At 73.7% G+C, this 17,890-nt stretch carries 17 protein-coding genes; 7 read left to right on the top strand and 10 right to left on the bottom strand.

Going from position 1 to position 17,890, the window contains the following annotated elements:
• Together ACF1AK_RS02070 and ACF1AK_RS02075 are read right to left on the bottom strand one after the other, a co-directional pair.
• Window positions 1-1,608 (bottom strand): dolichyl-phosphate-mannose--protein mannosyltransferase, encoded by a 1,608-nt coding sequence (locus ACF1AK_RS02070; protein WP_391496829.1) that lies wholly within the window; start codon window positions 1,606-1,608, stop codon window positions 1-3.
• A gap of 219 nt (window positions 1,609-1,827) precedes the next feature.
• Window positions 1,828-3,156 (bottom strand): MFS transporter, encoded by a 1,329-nt coding sequence (locus ACF1AK_RS02075; protein WP_391496830.1) that lies wholly within the window; start codon window positions 3,154-3,156, stop codon window positions 1,828-1,830.
• 181 nt (window positions 3,157-3,337) lie between these two features.
• On the opposite strand from ACF1AK_RS02075, the gene ACF1AK_RS02080 reads away from it, so the two are divergent.
• Window positions 3,338-3,898 (top strand): MarR family winged helix-turn-helix transcriptional regulator, encoded by a 561-nt coding sequence (locus tag ACF1AK_RS02080; protein ID WP_391496831.1) that lies wholly within the window; start codon window positions 3,338-3,340, stop codon window positions 3,896-3,898.
• Window positions 3,899-4,010: 112 nt separating this feature from the next.
• Here the strand turns inward: ACF1AK_RS02080 and ACF1AK_RS02085 are convergent, their stop codons facing one another.
• From ACF1AK_RS02085 to ACF1AK_RS02095, 3 genes are all read right to left on the bottom strand, one after another.
• Entirely contained in the window at window positions 4,011-5,798 is a 1,788-nt protein-coding gene (locus tag ACF1AK_RS02085) for a glycosyl hydrolase family 18 protein (protein ID WP_391496832.1), read from the bottom strand.
• Between the two features lie 340 nt (window positions 5,799-6,138).
• Window positions 6,139-6,768: an FxLYD domain-containing protein gene (locus ACF1AK_RS02090; protein WP_391496833.1), complete on the bottom strand. Its 630-nt coding sequence runs from the start codon at window positions 6,766-6,768 to the stop codon at window positions 6,139-6,141.
• A gap of 154 nt (window positions 6,769-6,922) precedes the next feature.
• Window positions 6,923-7,483 carry a DoxX family protein gene (locus tag ACF1AK_RS02095; protein WP_391496834.1) on the bottom strand — a complete coding sequence of 187 codons (561 nt, stop codon included), beginning with the start codon at window positions 7,481-7,483 and terminating at the stop codon, window positions 6,923-6,925.
• A gap of 181 nt (window positions 7,484-7,664) precedes the next feature.
• On the opposite strand from ACF1AK_RS02095, the gene ACF1AK_RS02100 reads away from it, so the two are divergent.
• Window positions 7,665-8,300, top strand: coding sequence for a MarC family protein (locus ACF1AK_RS02100; RefSeq protein ID WP_391496835.1), 636 nt, complete (start codon window positions 7,665-7,667; stop codon window positions 8,298-8,300).
• Between the two features lie 98 nt (window positions 8,301-8,398).
• On the opposite strand, the gene ACF1AK_RS02105 is transcribed toward ACF1AK_RS02100, so the two are convergent.
• Window positions 8,399-8,941, bottom strand: coding sequence for an NADPH-dependent FMN reductase (locus tag ACF1AK_RS02105; protein ID WP_391496836.1), 543 nt, complete (start codon window positions 8,939-8,941; stop codon window positions 8,399-8,401).
• A gap of 22 nt (window positions 8,942-8,963) precedes the next feature.
• Window positions 8,964-9,398: an Lrp/AsnC family transcriptional regulator gene (locus ACF1AK_RS02110; RefSeq protein ID WP_380291938.1), complete on the bottom strand. Its 435-nt coding sequence runs from the start codon at window positions 9,396-9,398 to the stop codon at window positions 8,964-8,966.
• A gap of 237 nt (window positions 9,399-9,635) precedes the next feature.
• Here ACF1AK_RS02110 and ACF1AK_RS02115 point away from each other — a divergent pair, with 237 nt between their 5' ends.
• A complete protein-coding gene (locus tag ACF1AK_RS02115) occupies window positions 9,636-10,466 on the top strand; it encodes a tryptophan 2,3-dioxygenase (protein ID WP_391496837.1) in 831 nt (276 codons plus the stop codon).
• A gap of 67 nt (window positions 10,467-10,533) precedes the next feature.
• Window positions 10,534-11,760 (top strand): kynureninase, encoded by a 1,227-nt coding sequence (gene kynU, locus ACF1AK_RS02120; protein ID WP_391496838.1) that lies wholly within the window; start codon window positions 10,534-10,536, stop codon window positions 11,758-11,760.
• A 286-nt stretch (window positions 11,761-12,046) separates the two neighbouring features.
• On the opposite strand, the gene ACF1AK_RS02125 is transcribed toward kynU, so the two are convergent.
• Window positions 12,047-13,696 carry a choice-of-anchor A family protein gene (locus ACF1AK_RS02125; protein WP_391496839.1) on the bottom strand — a complete coding sequence of 550 codons (1,650 nt, stop codon included), beginning with the start codon at window positions 13,694-13,696 and terminating at the stop codon, window positions 12,047-12,049.
• Between the two features lie 318 nt (window positions 13,697-14,014).
• Between ACF1AK_RS02125 and ACF1AK_RS02130 the strand changes: the two genes are divergently transcribed.
• From ACF1AK_RS02130 to ACF1AK_RS02140, 3 genes are all read left to right on the top strand, one after another.
• Entirely contained in the window at window positions 14,015-14,701 is a 687-nt protein-coding gene (locus ACF1AK_RS02130) for a 4'-phosphopantetheinyl transferase family protein (RefSeq protein ID WP_391496840.1), read from the top strand.
• Window positions 14,702-14,835: 134 nt separating this feature from the next.
• Window positions 14,836-15,318, top strand: coding sequence for a hypothetical protein (locus ACF1AK_RS02135; RefSeq protein ID WP_391496841.1), 483 nt, complete (start codon window positions 14,836-14,838; stop codon window positions 15,316-15,318).
• A 33-nt stretch (window positions 15,319-15,351) separates the two neighbouring features.
• On the top strand, window positions 15,352-16,188 hold the full coding sequence (locus ACF1AK_RS02140; RefSeq protein WP_391496842.1) for a helix-turn-helix domain-containing protein: 837 nt from the start codon (window positions 15,352-15,354) through the stop codon (window positions 16,186-16,188).
• On the opposite strand, the gene ACF1AK_RS02145 is transcribed toward ACF1AK_RS02140, so the two are convergent.
• Window positions 16,189-16,608: a hypothetical protein gene (locus ACF1AK_RS02145; protein WP_391496843.1), complete on the bottom strand. Its 420-nt coding sequence runs from the start codon at window positions 16,606-16,608 to the stop codon at window positions 16,189-16,191. It lies immediately after the preceding gene.
• 185 nt (window positions 16,609-16,793) lie between these two features.
• The gene (locus ACF1AK_RS02150) at window positions 16,794-17,810 is read right to left on the bottom strand and encodes an Lrp/AsnC family transcriptional regulator (protein ID WP_391496844.1); all 1,017 of its coding nucleotides are present in this window, start codon (window positions 17,808-17,810) and stop codon (window positions 16,794-16,796) included.
• Between the last annotated feature and the right edge of the window lie 80 nt (window positions 17,811-17,890).

A 17,890-nucleotide genomic window follows, 5' to 3' on the forward strand; every position in this document is an offset into this window, starting at 1 on the left:
TCAGATCCAGCTGGTGAACCACATCCGGTCCTGCCAGGACGTCATCGGGATCACCTCCGCGGTGTACAGCGGGTAGAAGAAGGCGAAGCAGGCCATGATCGCCAGCACGATCAGCCCGGCGCCGACCGCACCGATCCGGCGCCGTTCGGGCGAGCACCCCTGCGGCCCCAGCATCGCGCCCAGCATCTGCGCCACGGCCAGGCAGAGGAAGGGGACGAGCACCACCATGTAGAAGGAGAAGACCGTCCGCTCCTGGTACTGGAACCACGGCAGGTAGACGCCGGCCACGCCGCACAGCACCGCGCCGGAGCGCCAGTCCCGGCGGAAGAACCAGCGCCAGAGCAGGTAGACCAGCGCGCAGCAGGCCGTCCACCAGAGCAGCGGGGTGCCGAGGCCGAGGATCTGCGCCGCGCAGCCGCCGGACGCGGTGCAGCCGCGCTGGCCGGCCGGCACCTGCTCCCAGAACATGGAGACCGGCCGGCCCTGGACCAGCCAGCTGAACGGGTTGGACTGGTAGGTGTGCGGGCTGCTCAGGCCGGTATTGAAGTCGTACATCTGGGCGTGGTAGTGCCAGAGGCTGCGCAGCGGGGCGGGCACCCAGCTCATCGGCACCTGCGGCAGGCCGACGCCGAGGACGCTGTCCGGGGAGAGTCCGGCCCGGTCGTCGGCCCAGTGCCGGTCGAAGCCGCCGCCGGTGAACAGCCAGCCGGCCCAGCCGCCGAGGTAGACGACGAACGCGGAGCCGGCCACGGAGAGGAAGGCGGGCAGCGCGTCGAGGCGCAGCATCGAGCGCCAGGGGCGACGGGCGCCGGCCCAGCGGCGGCCGGACTGGTCCCACAGCACGGTGAGCAGACCGAAGGCGGCGAGCACCATGGCGCCGTTCCACTTGACCCCGGCGGCGGCGCCCAGGCAGAGCCCGGCGGTGATCCGCCAGGGGCGCGGGCCGAGGCGGACGGTGTCGCCGCCGTGGCCGGGCAGCACGGCGGCGAGCCGGGCCCGGGTGCGGTCGCGGTCGATCAGCAGCGCGCCGAAGGCGGCCAGCACGAAGAACATCTGGACGCCGTCGAGCAGGCCGATGCGGCTCATCACCAGCTGGAGGCCGTCGACGGCCATCAGCAGGGCGGCGGTGCAGCCGATCAGGGTGGAGCCGAAGAGCCGGCGGCCGATCCTGGCGAGCATCAGCACGGTGACGGTGCCGAGCAGCGCGGTCATGAACCGCCAGCCGAAGGGATTCAGGCCGAAGGCCCACTCGCCGAGCGAGATCACCCATTTGCCGAGCGGCGGGTGGGCGATGAACTCGGGCGCGGAGGTGAGCGGGATCTGCTGCGGGACGGCGAGGACCTGCTCGTTCGCGTGCTCCGGCCAGGTGCCCTCGTAGCCCTGGCGCAGCAGCGACCAGGCGTCCTTGGGGTAGTAGGTCTCGTCGAAGACGAAGGCGTCGGGGTGGCCGAGGTTCCAGAACCGCAGCAGTCCGGCGAAGAGCGCCACGCCGATCGGCCCGAGCCAGTCGGAGCGGTCCGCCGCCCGGCGCAGCAGCCCCCGCCGTCGCGGTGCCGGGCCGTCCTGGTCCGCCGCCGCCGGGGGGTGGGTGAGCGCCGCTTGCGTCATGGTGTCGGTTGCCTCGCCGGTTCGCCTGTCTCGCCTGGGCCGGCCGCCGGCGTGGTGCGCCGGTGGCCGCGGTCGGCCCGCGCCGGCCGGGCGGCCCGCACCGGCCCGTCCGACCTCGGCCGGACGGCCGACAGCCACCGACACTATGTGCCGGTGGGCGCGAAACCAAGCGCGACGGGCGCCGGACAGGTGACCTGTCCGGCGCCCGTCAGGGCCGCGTCACGCCGCGGTCTGCAGTTCGCGGACCGGCCGGGCCGGGGTGCGGACCGGGGCCGAGGGGGCCTGCTCGTCCCCGGCGGAGCCGTCGGCCGCGTTGTCCTGGGCGGCGGTGAGGTGGGGCCGCAGACGCAGCGCCAGGACGACGATCAGCACGGTGCAGCCGGTCATGGCCGCCAGGTAGAGCGGCCAGGTGCCGGAGCCGACCAGCAGGACACCCACGGCCGGGCCGACGGCGATGGCGATCTGCTTCACCAGGGCGTACCCGGAGTTGTAGGTGCCGAGCAGCCGCGCCGGGGCGAGGTCCGCGACCATCGGGCCCATGGTGGGGGCGAGCAGCGACTCGCCGACGCCGAACAGGGCGTAGATCGAGACGATCGCGACGGTGGCGGCCATCGCCTCGGTCCGGATCAGGCCGGCCACCAGGGCCATCGCCCAGGCACCGAGCCAGACCACGCCGGCGGCGGCCATCGCGGTGGTGCGCCGGCGGCGGGCGGTGATCCGCACCACGAACATCTGCAGCACCACGATGGTCAGCGCGTTGGCGCCGATGGCGATGCCGAGGGTCGACGGGGCGGTGCCGACGGTGTCGGTCGCGAAGGCGGCGACGCCGGACTCGAACTGGCCGTAGCAGGTGAAGAAGATCAGGCCGGCGAGCGCGCTGAGCCGGAGCATGGCCTTGTCGGCGAGCAGGGCGCGCAGGCCCTGCGGGCCGTCGGTCCGCTCCTGGACGAGCAGCGGCGCGGCCTTCGGGATCCGGGCGGTGCCGGTCACCAGGGCCAGGCCCAGGAAGGTCAGGGCCTCGATGGTGAACAGCCGGGTCAGGCTGGCCGGGTCGGCGACGTCGACGATCTGCCCGCCGACCAGCGCGCCGACGCCCATGCCCAGGTTGATCAGGGTGAACTGCAGCGCGAAGGCGTGCGAGCGGGTCGCCGCGGTGGAGCAGCGGACGATCATCGTGGCCAGCGCCGGCTGGCAGGTGGTGACACCCGCGCCGAACAGGAAGGAGGAGACCAGCAGCGCCGGGGTGCCGGTGGCGTGCCCGAAGGCGAACGCGCCGGTGGCGGCCAGCGCGGCGCCGGCCAGCAGCACCGGGCGCGGCCCGTACCGGTCGATGCCGCGGCCGGTGAACGGCAGGACGGCGAGCGCGGCCAGCGCGAAGACGGTGAACACCATCCCGGCCGCGAGCGAGCCCAGCCCGCGCACCTGGTCCACGTACACGAACATGTACGGCATCGTGAATCCGCTGCCGAACGCGCTGAGCGCGTTTCCGATCTGGACGCGGCGCAGCGGGCCGCCCGCCCCGCGTCGCTGCTGCCTCTGCTGCTTCACCGTGCCGGTCACCGTGCACACCCCTTCATTGCGGACGGAGGCGTCAGGACTCCGTCAGTTTCGCTGCGTACTCTTAAGGGAAGAAGACTTAAGAGCTAAAGTTTGACTCTAAAGTCTTAGCACCAGAAGAGTGCCGAGTCAAAGGCTTAAGGAGTGCACTTCGCATGGGAGACTGGTCCGCATGACTGCAGAGAAGCCCGCGCCGGCCACTCCCCGCGAGCTGGGCATCAGCGAGCAGGTGGCCCTCTACCAGCGGGAATTCCCCACCGTCGACCCCCAGGTGGAGACCATCGTGCAGACACTCTCCCGGGTCGCCCGGCGGATGACCGTCGCCTACGACCGGCAGCTGACTGTGCTCGGAATCACCTCGGCCGAGTGGGAGGTGCTCAAGGCCCTGGTGGTCTCCGGCAGCCCCTACCGGCTCGGGCCCGGCGAGCTGGCCAAGCGGCTCGGCCTCACCCCGGCCGCGATGACCCACCGGATCGACCGGATGGTCACCGAGGGGCTGGTCACCCGGGAGCGGGACGAGGCCAACCGGGTCCGGGTGATCATCGAGCTGACCGAGATCGGCCGGGACAAGTGGCTGGAGTCGATGCGGATGGCCGCGGTCTTCGAGGAGGAGCTGCTCCAGGACGTCGTCGGCGAGGACCGCACCGTGCTCTCCGGGATGCTGGCCCGGATGCTGCGCCGGATCGAGGAGAGCCAGCCGGACGCCCTGGGGCGCACCGCCGACCTGGGCTGATCCGGCCCGTGACGCCGACAAGTCCGGCCCGCCGGGGGACTCCCCCGGCGGGCCGGACTCTTCGTGCGGTGGGTGCGAGGGTCCGTCAGGCCCTCATCCGGTCAGTGCCGGGTCAGCAGGGACCGTTGTCGGTCCACACGCCCCAGGCGCCGCTGGCGCTCGGGTCGTCGCCCTTGGTCCACCACTTGTTGGTGTAGTAGTGACCCTTCCAGGAGACCTTGGTCGGGGTCGCGTAGGTGGCGGCCGAGTCCCAGCCCGGGGCGCCCGCGCAGCCGGCCGGGGTGGTCGGCGGCGTGGTCGGCGGGGTCGTGGGCGGGGTGGTCGGCGGCGTGGTGGGCGGGGTGGTCGGCGGCGTGGTCACCGGCGGGGCCGGGCAGGCCGCGGCGGAACCGTTGGTGGCCTCGACCATCTTGTCGAAGAGCGCGGTCTTGGTGCCCAGGTCGTACAGCGAGAAGGCGAAGGAGCCGCCGAGGCCGTTGCAGTGCGCGTAGTCCAGCTTGGCCTGGATCGAGCGGGCGTCCTCACCGGACCAGAAGACGTTGCCGTCGTAGAAGTAGGTCGCCTTGGCCGCGTCGTCCCAGTAGGTCTTCGCCGGGTTGTCGACGAAGCCGGCCAGCTCCTTGTACATCTGGATGCCGGCGACGTTGCCCGACAGGGCCGCGCCCGGGGCCGGGGCGGTGGCGGGCTGGAACAGACCGTTCTTGCCGTTGTTCTGGACGCCGGTCCAGCCGCGGTAGTAGAACGGCACGCCGACGTTGATCTTCTTGGCCGGGAAGCCGCCGGGGATGCCGTACTGCGGGTCACCCACGGTGTAGGCCTTGACGGCGTTGTCGACCGAGTACTTGCCGGTGCCACCGGGGACCGGGTTCATCGGGTCGTTCGGGCCGCTGTAGATCGGGGCCTGGTGGTTGGTCGGGCCCTTGGCCTCCCAGCCGCCGTGCATGTCGTACGTCATGATGTCGAGGAACGACAGGTACTGACCGATCTTGTCGGTCTCGACGTTCTTGATCTTGTCCTGGCCGGCGCCCACCGCGGCCGCGGTGTGGTAGGTCTTGCCGTCGGCCTTGCCCTGCGCGTCGAGCTGCTCACGCAGCTCCTTCAGCAGCAGGGTGAAGTTCTGCTTGTCGTTCGGGCTCTCCTGGTTGCCGAGGTGGCCGCCGCCGCCCGGGTACTCCCAGTCGATGTCGATGCCGTCGAAGATGCCGGCCGCCGAGCCCGGGCCGCCGTAGCCGGCGTCGACCGGCAGGTTGCCCTTGATGAACATGTCGATGCAGGACGAGACCAGCTTCTTGCGCGAGGCGTCCGTGGCGGCCGCCGACGAGAAGTACTTGGAGTACGTCCAGCCGCCCAGCGAGATCAGGATCTTGAGGTTCGGGTTCTTCGCCTTCAGCTTCTTCAGCTGGTTGAAGTTGCCCGCGATCGGCTGGCCCCAGACGTCGCCGACGCCGTCGACCGAGATGTCCGGGCCGAAGCTCTTCTGGTAGTCGGCGAACGCGTCCGCCGCACCGTCACCCGCGCTGGGGTTGTTCTCGTCCTGGCTCGCGGCCTTGGTGGCCTGGAAACAGGTGCCGTTGGTGGGGTGGATGTTGGCGAACGAGTAGATCATGTAATCCAGCTTCCCGGCGACGCCGGTGTCCTGGATCGTCTTCGCGTAGTACGCGTTCGAGTAGATCGACCACTGGTCGAAGTAGGCGACCTTGATGCCACCGCTGGTGGCGGGCGCGCCGGTGCTGTTGCCGACGGCGGCGTTGGCCGCGGTGCCGCCGCTGAGCGCGAGGCCCGCGCCGAGCAGCAGGGAGGCGGTGGTACCGGCGGCGATCGCGGTCAGGCTCTTGGACCGCTTGCGACGGCCGTCCTCCTGAACCGGGGCCCCGGCCCTTTCGATGCGTGAACGGAGCATGGGTGCGTGACTCCTGGTGTGGGGGATTCCGACGTGTCCCGGGACGCAGGTACGGGGTGGGGCCGTACGACCGGGGCATGACAGAACGGGATGGGGGAATCGAGCGGATACATGCCTTGACGGACGCCGGGATATGCCGAACCGGCGCCTGCGGCGGACCGCTGACGCCGGTTCAGGGGCTCCCTGCACCTGGGGACTAAAATGGACTAGACCAACTACCCCGTCAAGGGGTGACGTTGCGGCTTGAGCCGCCCTTAAGGTTCACCGGGAACCGAACCACCCCCGCTGACCTGCGGATCAGCGAGGGTGGTTCGGAAGCGGGCCGGGCGCCCGGCGGCGCTCAGTAGCGCACCGCGTTGGCCACCACGGCCTTCGCCGAGCCCGAGAGGTCCCGGTTGCTGCGCGCCTTGACCTCGGTGCTCTGACTCGCCGCCAGGTCCGGGACCGTCACGGCGGTCACGTCCAGGACGTTGCCGCTGTCGTCGGTGAAGTTGACCTGGATCACGTACCGGCTGGTGTCCTGGCCGTGGTTGGTGACGGTCAGCGCCGCCTCGGCCTTGCCGTCCACGAACGCCACCGTGCCGACCGCGACGTCCCCCTTCGCGTCCAGCCCGCCCTTGATGCCGGCGATCGCGGAGGACGCCTTCGCCTGCGCCGAGGCGACCGCGGAGGCCGCCGCCGAGGGCAGCCCGCCGGCCGCCGTGGCCAGCACCGACTCCGCCGCCGAGGCCGCGGCGGAGGCGGCGCCGGCGATCGCCGAACCCGCCTGCGCGGCGGCCGAGGAGGCCGCGGCGCCCGTCTTGCCCCCGCCGCCGTCGGACGAGCAGCCCGCCAGCACGGCCCCGCCGAGCAACGCCGCCACCACCCCCGCGGCCAGGGCGCGGTACGGGCGGCGGACGGCGGGGGCGTGCGGGTCCGCGGCGGTCGGCCGGGGCGGGGACGCGGGGCGGCGGGTCGGGTGGCGGTCCATCGGGATCCTCGATTCTGGCCGTCGGGGTTCCGGCCGTCGGGTCCGGCCGCGCCGGGCTGCCCGGCGGGCCTCCCCGCCCACGTTCCGTGGACCGGGAGGTGTTCGCCACCAGGGCCGGGGCGTTCGGGTGAGCCGCCCCCGGCCGGGCGCGGGCTCAGGAGAGCCCCGAGCCCTCCTGGGTCTCGGCCTCCACCGCCGCGCGCTCCTCCGCCAGCCGCACGGCGTGCCGGCGGCGGGCCACCACCCCGTAGGCCGCGGCCGCGCTCCCCGCGAAGGCCAGCACCCCGACCCACGGCCGGTTGAAGGCGTGCCCGCTCAGGTGGTCCAGCGAGTACCGGCCCGGCCCGGCCAGGCCGACCGCCAGACCGGCCGCACCGAGGAACGCCGGGTACTCGTAACCGCCGGACATCGCGAAGAACCCCGACGGGGCGTGCACCGCGACCGCGCCCGCCATCGTCCCGGCCACCACCGCGCCGGCCGCCGGCGTGGCCAGCCCGACGACCAGCAGCGCGCCGCCGCCCGCCTCGCCGAGGCCCGCGGCCAGGGCGCTCTGCCGCGGCGGGTGGAACCCCATCGCCTCCATCGCCTGGGCGGTGCCGTCCAGGCCGCCACCGCCGAACCAGCCGAACAGCTTCTGGGTGCCGTGGGCGATCAGCACCCCGCCCAGGGCACCGCGCAGGGCCAGCAGACCCAGGTCGCTTCGGTTCAGAGCCATGTCCAAGTCCCCTTCGGGAGCCCTCCGCCGCACGGAGGGAGGTCCGGCTTCCATGGCAGCGGAAACCGCCCGGCCGCTCGACCTGGGGCAGCCGTTCGGGCGAATCACGGCGTGAACGGGAATAACCCGGGCGCAGGCGTGGCAGCCGAACGGCGATGATCACCGCGGCCATGCTTGGCGCATGTTCGTCTTCGACCTGAGCAGCGCCTTCATCGCCTTCTTCGCCGTGGTCGGCCCGCCGAAGGTCCTGCTGTCCTTCGCCCGGCTGGCCTCCACCCGGACCTCCGGGGAGCTGCGGCGCCTGGCGGCCTGGAGCACGCTGATCTCGGCGCTGATCGGCGTGGCCCTCGCCTTCAGCGCGGACTTCGTCACCTCGCTGTTCCACATCAGCAACCAGTCGCTGCAGCTCGCCGGCGGCCTGATCTTCTTCGTCTACGCGGTCGCGCTGGTCTTCGGCGTCCACCTGGGCGCCGGCGCCGACGAGACGGACGAGCACCTGGCGAACCCGCTGGTGGAGGGGATCCGCGAGCTGCTGCTGCCCTACCTGGCCAGCCCGCTCGCGGTCACCGCCGTCCTGGTCGGCTCGCTCGCCAAGGACGACTGGGGCTGGCACGCCACCGTGGCCGGCGCGTACGTCGCCGTGGTGGCGGTCAACTACGTCTGCGTCGCCGTGCTCGCCCCGCTGATGCTGCGCACCCACCGGACCTCGCTGGAGGTGGTGGCCCGGCTGCTCGGCCTGCTGCTCGCGGCGGTCGGCGCCGAGCTGTTCCTGGAAGGACTCGCCGGGCTCGGCGTGCACCTGCCCGAGGAGCACTGAGCGCGGGCGCGGCACCGCGGCACAGCGGTACGGCGGCACAGCGGTACGGCGGCGCGGGCGACGGCGGCGCGGGCGACGGCGGCGCGGGCGACCGCGGCTCAGGCCGACGCCGCCAGCCGGAGCAGGGCCTCGCCGATCCGGTCCCGCACCAGCGGGTCGGCGACCAGCCCGTCCGCACCGACGTCCCCGCGCGCCAGCGGCACCCGGACGCAGGCCGCCTCGACCACGGACGCCCCCGTGTGGCGCAGCACCGTGCGCAACGCCTCCTCGGCGCCCAGGCCCCGCCCCGTCCCGGCGGCGTTGATCCAGGCCGCCGGCTTGTCCGCGATCTCGATGCCGCCGACCGTCCAGTCGAGCAGGTTCTTGAACGCGCCCGGCAGGGTCCCGGCGTACTCGGGCGTACAGATCAGCAGGGCGTCGGCGGCCTCGACCGCCGCCCGCAGCGCGGTGACCGGCGCCGGCAGCGGGTCGGTGTCGAGGTCCGGGTTGAAGTGCGGCAGACCCGCCAGCCCGGTGTAGTAGGTGGTCGCGACGCCCTCGGTGGCCAGCGCCACGGCGGCGGCGGTGCGCAGCACGGTCTCGTTGACGGACCCGGCGCGCAGGCTGCCCGGGAGCAGCAGGATGTGACGGTCGATCGGCATGGGCAGGAACCTATCGGCCGGGTCAGGGCACGACCACCGGCCGCCAGGGAACCGGGCTGGAGAGGATCATCGAACTGGCCGGCTGCCCGTAGCCGCCGAGCCGGTCGATGAGGGCCTCGAAATCGGCCATCGCCGGAACCGCGACCAGCAGCACGCAGCAGGCACCGCCGGTGACCCGGTGCAGCTGCAGCACCTCCGGCCAGCCGGCCACCTCCGGGTCGCGCAGCACGCAGCGCGGGCCGTAGCACTGCAGCTGCACCAGCGCGGTGATCGGCAGGCCGGAGCGGGTGAGGTCGACGTGGGCGTGGTACCCGGTGATCACCCCGTCGGCCTCCAGGCGGCGGACCCGTTCGGCCACGGCGGGTGCGGACAGGCTCACCCGGCGGGAGAGTTCGTTGTAGGAGAGCCGCGCATCGGCCTGCAGCTCGGCCAGCAGGCGGCGGTCGACGGCGTCCACGGCGGCTCCTGAGGGTGTGGTCCGGTTGGCTGGATCCCGCTGCTTTGCGATCGTGAGGAGGATCGGGAAAACACCTCGCGTACGACAGGCGCGGCCGCGGTTGCCGTGCCCGTCGCCCATTCAAATGCGCGACGGGCCGCCGCACAATGGGGCTCCGGCGAGGACCGGGGCCACCGGTGCGGATCCCGGGCCCCGTCCGGCGGTCCGGCTCGCCGGCGACTTCAGGAGGGATCGGGCATGGGGCACGACACGGTGGAGAGGCCCAGTCTGTCGTTCGACCGGGCCGGGGAGCCGGAGCGGGGCACCCCGTACGCGCGCTACGTCCGGCTGGACGAGCTGCACAGTCTGCAGCACCCGCTCAGCGAGACACCCGCCGAGCTGTCGTTCATCGTCACCACCCAGGTGATGGAGCTGCTGTTCGGCCTGCTGCGGCACGAGTGGACGCTCGCCCAGCAAGCCCTGCGCGAGGACGACCTGCCGGGCGCGCTGTCCGCGCTGCGCCGGGGCACGCACGTCCAGGACGTCCTGGTGGAGTCCTGGGACCTGCTGGCCACGCTCACCCCGGCGGAGTTCAACTCCTTCCGCCCGCTGTTCGGCGAGGCCTCGGGCTTCCAGTCCTCGGCCTTCCTGCACCTGGAGTTCCTGCTCGGCAACAAGAACGCCGCGCTGCTGGCCATGTACCGCGACAGCCCGCGCACGCACGCGGAGCTGGCCGCCGCGCTGCGCTCCCCCGGCCTCTACGACGACGCGATCGCGCTGCTGGCCCGTCGCGGCCTGGCCGTGCCGCGGACCGTCTCCGAACGGCGCCACCAGCCGGACGAGGCGGTCGCGGCCGCCTGGCGGCGCGTCTACACCGAGCCCGGGTACGCCGCCCTGCAACCGCTGGCCGAGGCGCTGCTGGACGTCGCCGAGCGGGTGACCCGCTGGCGCCAGCGCCACCTGGCGGCGGTCAAGCGGGCGATGGGCGGCAAGCCGGGCTCCGGCGGCTCCAGCGGTCTGACCTGGCTGCGCCGCTCGGCCGAGCAGGACGTCTTCCCCGAGCTGTGGGCGATCCGGGACGCCATGTGACGGACCCGGGCACGGCGGGCATGAACGGGTGGGCAGTGGGCACGAGGAAGCACGGGAGAGGCCGGACATGATCAGGCGCGAGGAGTGCGCGGCGCTGGACGCCGCCGACCCGCTGGCGGCGTTCCGCGGGGAGTTCGCCCTGCCGCCGGGGGTGATCTACCTGGACGGCAACTCGCTCGGCGCGCTGCCGGTCCGCACCCCGCAGCGGGTGCGCACGGTGGTCGAGCAGGAGTGGGGCCGGGAGCTGATCCGCAGCTGGAACGACGCGGGCTGGTTCGAGCAGCCGTACCGGCTGGGCCGGCGGATCGCCCCGCTGGTCGGGGCCGCCCCGCACGAGGTGGTGGTCTGCGACACCACCTCGGTGAACCTGTTCAAGGTGCTGGCGGCGGCGCTGCGGCTGCGCCCGGGCCGCTCCGTCGTGCTGGGCGACCGCGCGGCCTTCCCGACCGACCTCTACATCGCCGAGGGCGTGACCGGGCTGGTCCCGGGCACCCGCAGCGTGCTGATCGACCCGGCCGGGCTGGACGCGCACCTGGACGGGGACGTCGCCGCGGTCGTCCTCTCGCACGTCGACTACCGGACCGGCGAGCTGCTGGACATGCCCGGGATCACCGCCCGGGTGCGGGCCGCCGGTGCGCTGATGATCTGGGACGTCTGCCACTCGGTGGGCGCGCTGCCGGTCGAACTCTCCGCGAGCGGCGCCGACTTCGCGGTCGGCTGCAGCTACAAGTACCTCAACGGCGGCCCCGGCGCGCCGGCCTTCCTGTACGTCGCCGAGCGGCACCTGGAGGCGGGTGCGCCGCAGCCGCTGAGCGGCTGGTTCGGGCACGCCCGTCCGTTCGCCTTCGAGCCCGGCTACGCGCCGAAGGAGGGCATCGGCCGCTTCCTCACCAGCTCCCCCTCCCTGCTCGGCCAGGCCGCGCTGGACGCCTCGCTGGACGTCTGGGAGCGGGCCGACCAGGCCGCCGTCCGGGCCAAGAGCCTGGCGCTGACCGATCTGTTCATCGCCCTGGTCGAGGACCTGGACGGCATCGAGGTGGTGACCCCGCGCGAGCACGCCCGGCGCGGCAGCCAGGTGGCGCTGCGGCACGCCGACGGCTACCCGGTGGTGCAGGCGTTGATCGCCCGCGGCGTGATCGGGGACTTCCGGGCGCCGGACCTCATGCGCTTCGGCTTCACCCCGCTCTACCTGTCGCACACCGAGGTGTGGGACGCGGCCCGGCACCTGGCGCAGGTGCTGGAGAGCGGGGAGTGGAAGGACGAGCGCTTCTCCCGGCGGGGCGAGGTGACCTGACCCTCCGGGGGCCGGCCGGGCCGACCGTCGCCCCTGAACGGGCCGACGCGGACAGGCTCGGTCGGGCGGCCGTGCTTGCGCTTCGGGGTTGCACGGCGAGGTCGCGGCCGAGCACCGGGGAAGCGGCGTGAGGGCTCCTCGCCGATCCGGCGGTGTGCCGGTCCGCTCCCCCTCCTGTGCGCACGGCCTGCCGGGCGGGCGGGCGGGGGCGTGAACGGGTCGGGCCGCCCGGTCGGGGAGACCGGGCGGCCCGAACTGTGCGGTGTGCGGCTACCGCGGAGCGGCCTTAGCTGTGGCGGCCGCGGCGACGGGCGGCCAGGACGGCGAGGCCGCCGAGGGCGATCAGGCCGGCACCGATGCCGAAGAGCAGCGGGCCGTTGTCCGAACCGGTCGACGCCAGCTGGCCGCCGCCCCCGCCGCCGCCGTTGGCGGGCGCCGGGAGCTGGGTGGCCGGGCCCTCAGTCGTCGGACCGCCGACGCTGGGCGCGGCGCTGGACGAGCTGGAGGTGGCGGCGGGGCTGGTCGGCGCGGCCGAGGTGGTGGTCTCGGTCGGTGCCGGGGACGTGGCGGCCGGGGACGTCGGCGACGTCGCGGTCGGCGTCGGCGTGGTCGCGGTCGCCGTCGGGGTCGGGGTCGGGGTCGGCGTCGGCGTCGGGGTCGGGGTCTGCGTCGGCGATGCCGTGGTCTCGGTCGGCGTCGGAGTCGGCGTCGGCGACGCCGTGGTCTCGGTCGGCGTCGGAGTCGGCGTCGGCGACGCCGTGGTCTCGGTCGGCGTCGGAGTCGGCGTCGGCGACGCCGTGGTCTCCGTCGGCGTCGGAGTCGGCGTCGGAGTCGGCGTCGGCGATGCCGTGGTCTCCGTCGGCGTCGGGGACGCCGTGGTCTCCGTCGGCGTCGGAGTCGGCGTCGGCGTGACCTCGCAGTCCGGCAGATCCCCGTCGAACGGGTAGTTGTGGATCTCGTAGCCGCCGTTGCCGGTCTGGATCAGGTTGCCCGCCAGGTACACCCGGCCGTTGAGGCCCGCCATGTCGATGGTCGTGGTGCCGGCCGGGTTGCCCGCCATCACCGAGCCCTGGAACTGAGCGGTGCCGTTGACCTGCGCGCTGGTGGCCGTGGGGAAGTTCCACATCAGCTTGGAGCGCATTTCGGTGGTCGGGTCGCCCGGCAGGCCGGTGCCGGTGAAGGTGTTGATGACCGGGTCCGCCGACAGCATGTTGACCACGACGGTCGCGCCGGCCGGGATGCCCGTGAACACCAGGCCTATCTGACCGCCGGTCGGCGAGGTGAGGTTCCCGGTGACGTTGAAGACCTGCTTCATGCTGGTCCCGTCACCGGTGAAGGTCGCCTCGCTGGTGGTGAGCGCGACGGTACCGGTGGCGGCGGCGCGGCCGACGCAGGCGGAGACGTCCTCGATCTGGGTGAGCACCGACTGGTACGGCGCGGCGGCGTTGGCGTCCTGGATCACCTCGCCCGGCGGGTCGACGGCGACCGTGCCGGTGAGCGTGCCGGCGTGCCGCAGGTTGCCGTAGGCCTGGCTCGCGGAGTCGAAGCCTCCCATCAGCAGGCTGTTGCCGGGCTGGACGGTGACGTTGCCGCCGACCGTGAGGAAGTCGCTGCCGTTCGGCGGGACGACCCGCGAGCCGACGCCGACCACGCCCGCGTTGAAGTTGCCGCCGCCGTTCTTGTCGACGGTGAAGTCCCCGAGCGTGACGATCCGGCCCTCGGCCTCGGCCGCCCGGCCGGAGACGGTGTAGTTCCCGCCGGTGAAGACGCTGATGGCCCCGTCCCGGCCGGGGAAATCGCCGTTGTTGACCGGCGGCCAGGTGGCGGGACAGTCAGGCCCGCTGCACGCGCCCAGCGGCGGGGCCAGCGGTGCGGCCGAACCGATCGTCAGCGCTGCCGCGAGCGGAAGCAGCGCGGTGGCGGCGGCCGCCGCCACGATCCGGGCGTTCCGACGTCCGCGTGGGGCTGGGATCCGCCCCACGATGGGTCTTCTGTGACGGGGCGTACCCGTGCTCTGACTCATCGACACAATCCTCCGTGCAGAGAAGAAGGCAGGCGGAAGAGCACGCCCGCCGTGTTCAGTTGATTGCGGATCATCCCGACTCATCAGGAAGAGTCCATAGATGTCGGCACATCCGATATCAAATCGGACGTTCCGTACCATACAGACCATCAGTGTTCATATGAAAATCCTGAGGTTCATTGCGCCAAACGTGTCGCCCCCGGGCACCCGCGACCCCGCTAAGTTGGTGGCATGACCTCCGACGCGATCGCCACCGTCGCCACCAGCGCCGACGTGCTGCGCCACCCCGGGGCCGGCGAGCACCTGCTCACCGCCGTGGAGAAGGAGCGCGCCGCCCGGTTCCGGCACGAGTCCGGGCGGGTCGACTTCATCGCCGCGCACGTGCTGGTCCGGCTCTGCGCCGCCGCCCTGCTCGGCGTTCCCGCCGACCGGGCGGTCCTCGCCCAGCACTGCCCCGACTGCGGCAAGGGCGACCACGGCAAGCCGTACCTGCCCGACCACCCCGGCATCGAGGTCAGCCTCTCGCACACCAGGGGCGTGGTCGCGGCGGCCGCCGCCCACCGGCCGGTCGGCGTCGACGTCGAACTGACCGGCCGCGGCGGCACCCTGCTCGATGTCGCACCCCGGGTGCTCACCGCCGAGGAGTTGCGGCGGGTGCGGGAGCACCCGGACCCGGCGCGGGCCTTCCTGCGGCTCTGGGTCCGCAAGGAGGCCCTGATCAAGATCGGCCGCACGACGCTGGACGGCCTCGCCGGCGTCGACCTCTCCGGGCTCCCGCTCGACCTGCCCGGCGGCCGGCCGCAGCTCAGCCCCTTCGAGGGCCTCCAGCTCCTCGACTGGGTCGACGAGGCGCACGGCGCGGCCGTCGCGGCGGTCAGCGAGGTGCCGCCGCGGGTGGTGGAGCTGGGCGCCCTCTGAGCCCCACCTGGGAGGGGCCGGTCGGATAAGCGGTGTTAGCGTCCTGGGCGGGGCGGGGAGAACCGGCCGCCCCGGCTGCCCGCGCCGCGACCGCCGACGGGGCCGCCCCCGATGAGTCCCAAGGGTGCCCCGCCATGGCCAAGTTCCTGCTGAGCCTGCACGTCCTCGCCTCGGTGCTGTTCATCGGCCCGGTGGCCGTGGCCGTCAGCATGTTCCCGCGCCGGGCGAAGGCCGCGCTGGCGGGCGGGCCCGAGCAGGCCGCGGACGCCGGCATGCTGCGGCTGCTGCACCGGATCACCCAGGTCTACGCGCTGCTCGGGATCGCCGTGCCGGTCCTCGGCATCGGGGTCGCCCAGGTGATGGACGTGCTCGGCCAGTCCTGGCTGATCGCCTCCATGGTGCTGACCGCGGTCGCCGCCCTGGCGCTGCTGCTGTTCGTGCTGCCCGCGCAGCAGGCCGCGGTGGACGCGCTCGGCGCCCCGGCCGGCTCGGAGGAGCACGGCAAGGCGGTCAAGGGGCTCACGCTGCTGCCGATGACGGCGGGCGTCTTCAACCTGCTCTGGGCGGTCGTCGTGGTGCTGATGATCATCCGCCCGGGCTCGACCACCGGCGCCTGACGCCCCGGCGCGGGCGGTAGTACCCTCCCGGCCATGACGATCATGGTGGGGATGGGGCCGGAGGCCGCCGGGACGGGCGTGGGCGTGCTGCTGCGCGGCTGGCGGGAGCGGCGCCGGCTCAGCCAACTGCAGCTGGCCCTGCTGGCCGACTCCTCGGCCCGGCACATCAGCTTCATCGAGAACGGCCGCGCCCGGCCCAGCCAGGAGATGGTGCTCAGGCTCGCCGAGCACCTCGACGTCCCGGTCCGCGAGCGCAACGCGCTGCTGCTGGCCGCCGGGTACGCGCCGCACTACCCGGAGAAGCGGCTGGACGACCCGGCGATGGCGGCCCTGCGCTCCGGCATGGAGCGGCTGCTCGCCTCGCACGACCCGTACCCGGCCCTGGTCGTCGACGGGACCTTCCAGGTCCTCGCCGCCAACCGGGCGCTCGGGCTGCTGCTGTCCGGGGTCGCCCCGCACCTGCTGGAGCCGCCGCTCAACGCGATGCGGATCACCCTGCACCCGGAGGGCGTCGCGCCGCGGATCCTGAACCTGCGGCAGTGGCGGCGGCACCTGCTGGAGCGGATGGAGCAGCAGGTCGGACTGGTCCGCTCGGAGCCGCTGCGGGCGCTGCTGGAGGAGGTCCGGGCCTACCCCGAACCGCCCGGCGCGGCGGCCGGCGGGGGCGAGGAGGACATCACCGAGCTGTTCCCGTTCGCGCTGCCGCTACGGATCGTCCACGAGGGGCGGGTGCTGTCGTTCCTGTCGACGATCGCGACCTTCAACACGCCGATGGACGTGACCGTCTCCGAGCTGGCCATGGAGACCTTCCTCCCGGCCGACGAGGAGACGGTCGCGTTCCTCCAGGACGCCGTGGGCACGGCGCGGTAGTCAGCCGGGCAGCCGGCGCAGGGCGGTGAACTGGAGACCGGCGAACAGGGCCACGGTGGCGGCCTGGAGCGGGATCCAGACGTAACCGGCGGTGGTCGGCTCGAACCACAGCTCCATCGCCACCACGCTGAGCACCGCCCAGACCAGGTTGACGTCGATCACCGCCCGCACCGCGAGCCCCGGCGGCTGCGGGCGGGTCGCCAGCAGGCCGACCGCGAGGCCGAACACCGCCAGGACGGCGCCGAGTTCGAGCAGGGTCGAGCGGCCGACGCCCAGCAGCTCGCCGAGCGGGCCGGGGAAGGCCAGATAAGCGAGGCCGTTGCCGCCGCTGACGACGGCGTCGAGGGCGAGGAAGCCGCGCAGCGCCCTGAACGGGGCGGGCGCGGTGCGGCGGGCGGTGGTCAGGGTGTGCGCGGACATGGCGGACCGGCCTCCGGGGGTGGGGTGGGATCCCGGTCGGCGGTGCCGCCGCCGGGTGAGCACCACTGTGCCGGGGCCCGGAGCGGGCGTCGATTACCTCGGACGTCATGCGCCTCGGACGTCAGGCGCCCCGGACGTCAGGCGCCCCGGACGTCAGGCGCCCCGGGCGTCAGGCGCCTCGCGCGTCACGCCCGGGCCGGGCGGCGGGGGCCCGCGGCCCCCGGCCGGCGCAGCACCGCGCCCGCCCGTTTGACCGCCCGCGCCACGATCGTGGTCTCGGCCCGGCCGACGCCGAGCGGGCCGAGAGTGTCGGTGACGAACCGGTAGAGCCCGCCGTGGTCGCGGCAGAACACCGCCGCCATCAGGTTGGCCGGCCCGCTGGTCGCGAGGACGCCGTGCACCCGGGGGTGCCGGGCCAGCGCCGCGCCGACCGCCGCGAGCCGGCCCGGCGGCACGTCCAGCCACAGGTTGGCGTCCACCGCGAAGCCCAGCAGCCGCGGGTCGACGCTGACATGGGTGCGCACCAGCCCGGCCCCGTCCAGCCGGTGCAGCCGGCGCCGGACGGTCGACTCGGGGGTGCCGACGGCCGCCGCGAGCATCGCGTGGGACTGCCGGGCGTCCTCGCCGAGCCGGGCCAGCAGCGCCCGGTCCAGCGCGTCCAGCGGCACACTGCCCGGGGCGGCCCGCTCGGCCGGCGGTGCGGCGAGCGCGGCCGCCTCGGCCTCGGTCAGGTGGCCCGAACGCCACTGGCCGGCGTCGGCGAAGGCGTGCAGCACGGCGTGCACGGTGGTCTCGGCGACGGCGGCGGTGGCGGGCAACTGCCCGTGGAGCAGGCGGTCGCGGGCGCCGGCGTCGCTGAGCATCACCGCGCCGATCTCCTGGCCGCCGAGCATGACGTCGACGAACGGCACGTCCGGCCGCTCGGCGAGGGCCTGGGCGACGGTGTCGGCCCTGCCGCCCAGCACCCGGATCCGCAGCAGCAGCGCGCCGACCGCGGCGTCCTCGGCGTCGGGCATCCGGACCACCCGGACCAGGCCGGTCTGCTGGAGCCGGGTGAGCCGGCGGGTGACCGTGCGCCCGGAGACACCGAGCACCTCGGCGATCCGCCCGGCCCCGGCCCGGCCGTCGACCTGGAGCGCGCAGACCAGCCGGCGGTCCAGGCCGTCCAGCACGGTGTCCGGATCAGCAGCTGTGACGTCCATGGTGTCCGATCTCCGTCGATCCGTCGCCGTTCGGCGTCCTGTCCGGCCGCTCCGACGGTACTCCTGGAGCAGGCGAGCAG

It is taken from the genome of Kitasatospora sp. NPDC015120, assembly GCF_043080305.1.
Lineage (GTDB): Bacteria > Actinomycetota > Actinomycetes > Streptomycetales > Streptomycetaceae > Kitasatospora.

Excerpts from the sequence above, each read along its gene's own strand:
- ACF1AK_RS02070 (WP_391496829.1), bottom strand. The coding sequence starts at position 1,608 with ATGACGCAAGCGGCGCTCACCCACCCCCCGGCGGCGGCGGACCAGGAC.
- ACF1AK_RS02080 (WP_391496831.1), top strand. The coding sequence starts at position 3,338 with ATGACTGCAGAGAAGCCCGCGCCGGCCACTCCCCGCGAGCTGGGCATC.
- ACF1AK_RS02085 (WP_391496832.1), bottom strand. The coding sequence starts at position 5,798 with ATGCTCCGTTCACGCATCGAAAGGGCCGGGGCCCCGGTTCAGGAGGAC.
- ACF1AK_RS02090 (WP_391496833.1), bottom strand. The coding sequence starts at position 6,768 with ATGGACCGCCACCCGACCCGCCGCCCCGCGTCCCCGCCCCGGCCGACC.
- ACF1AK_RS02095 (WP_391496834.1), bottom strand. The coding sequence starts at position 7,483 with ATGGCTCTGAACCGAAGCGACCTGGGTCTGCTGGCCCTGCGCGGTGCC.
- ACF1AK_RS02100 (WP_391496835.1), top strand. The coding sequence starts at position 7,665 with ATGTTCGTCTTCGACCTGAGCAGCGCCTTCATCGCCTTCTTCGCCGTG.
- ACF1AK_RS02105 (WP_391496836.1), bottom strand. The coding sequence starts at position 8,941 with ATGCCGATCGACCGTCACATCCTGCTGCTCCCGGGCAGCCTGCGCGCC.
- ACF1AK_RS02115 (WP_391496837.1), top strand. The coding sequence starts at position 9,636 with ATGGGGCACGACACGGTGGAGAGGCCCAGTCTGTCGTTCGACCGGGCC.
- kynU (WP_391496838.1), top strand. The coding sequence starts at position 10,534 with ATGATCAGGCGCGAGGAGTGCGCGGCGCTGGACGCCGCCGACCCGCTG.
- ACF1AK_RS02130 (WP_391496840.1), top strand. The coding sequence starts at position 14,015 with ATGACCTCCGACGCGATCGCCACCGTCGCCACCAGCGCCGACGTGCTG.
- ACF1AK_RS02135 (WP_391496841.1), top strand. The coding sequence starts at position 14,836 with ATGGCCAAGTTCCTGCTGAGCCTGCACGTCCTCGCCTCGGTGCTGTTC.
- ACF1AK_RS02140 (WP_391496842.1), top strand. The coding sequence starts at position 15,352 with ATGACGATCATGGTGGGGATGGGGCCGGAGGCCGCCGGGACGGGCGTG.
- ACF1AK_RS02145 (WP_391496843.1), bottom strand. The coding sequence starts at position 16,608 with ATGTCCGCGCACACCCTGACCACCGCCCGCCGCACCGCGCCCGCCCCG.
- ACF1AK_RS02150 (WP_391496844.1), bottom strand. The coding sequence starts at position 17,810 with ATGGACGTCACAGCTGCTGATCCGGACACCGTGCTGGACGGCCTGGAC.